The sequence below is a fragment of the Yimella sp. RIT 621 genome (assembly GCF_004146205.1).
GTDB lineage: Bacteria > Actinomycetota > Actinomycetes > Actinomycetales > Dermatophilaceae > Yimella > Yimella lutea.
Map to the genome: position 1 here is coordinate 1 of NZ_SEIP01000037.1, position 1,141 is coordinate 1,141.

Annotated in this window: 1 protein-coding gene; it reads left to right on the forward strand. The window is 70.1% G+C overall.

Annotated elements, in window-relative coordinates:
* On the forward strand, positions 1-1,124 hold a 1,124-nt coding region (locus tag EU513_RS16050; protein ID WP_168990321.1), incomplete at its 5' end, for an ImmA/IrrE family metallo-endopeptidase.
* Positions 1,125-1,141 lie beyond the last annotated feature (17 nt).

Genomic DNA, 1,141 nt, shown 5'->3' on the forward strand with positions numbered 1-1,141 from the left:
ACACCACGGCGACGACAACGACAACCGCCCCCACCGCGACGACGGATGAGGTCGATCACCGGGCCGTCCGTGCGGCCCTGGTCGAGCAGGCGCAGGACTTCATTGCGAACCCGGCGGGGTGGCCTGCCGCAATGGCAGCCCGTGCGCTGCGGTTGCGCGCTGGCCACCCGGCCTACTCCCCCAACAACACCGCGCTGATCCTGGTGCAGTTGTGGCGGCGGTTCCGCGGCGAAGGTCTCGGCGGGAGGGCGGCCCTCGCTGCGGCGTTCAAGGCATCGGCTGAGGAAATCGCCCCGCGATACGTCTGGCAGCGACGCGGGTACGTTCCGACCGGTGGCGCGCTGATGGTGTGGTCACGACCCCTGCCGCTGTGGATCGACCCGGCCACGGGTCAGAAGGTCGCCAAGGACACCCCGGGAGCCACACAGCGGCGTGTCTTCCGCATCGAGCACACCTACCGTGCCGTTGACGTGACCAACGGAAAGGGCGAGAGCGGCGCGGCGGAGTTCGCTGCACCGGAGCTGCCCGCGGGCGAGGCCCGCGACGTGTTCGACCGCCTGGCGGCGTGGATCGGTGCCCAGGGGTGGACCGTGACTCGGACAGGCCACGAGATGGCGGAGGGCGGCTACACCGTCCACGCGACGCACCAGATCGCTGTGCACGGCGGCCTGGCCGACTGGGCAGCTGTTGAAACCCTCACGCACGAGATCGCGCACGCCCTGCTTCACGGGGCCGACGATGACCGCCCCTACGCCGGAGAACACCGCGGCGACATGGAAGCCGAAGCCGAGGCCGTGGCGTTCGGCCTGCTGACCGCATTCGGCCAGGGCGAACTAGCCCGAGGATCTGCCCGGTACGTCACCGAGTGGACCCGGAGCCCTGAGCGTGTCGGCGCGGCCTATGAACGCTCCTGCCACATCCTCGATGCCGTCGCCGCCGTCGCGCTGGGTACCGAAGGCGTCACGGTCGCCAACTCCCCCAAGGCTGACCGCGCCGATGCGAAGGCAGCTAACAAAGCCCTGGCCGACTCCCTGCGAGCCGCTGGCCTTGACCCCAAGGGCGAGGCATGGCGGCGCGCCAAGCAGGGCGAACCCATCGAGCAGATTGCCGCAGAGCTCGGTTAGACGAATTGCGGCGGCCG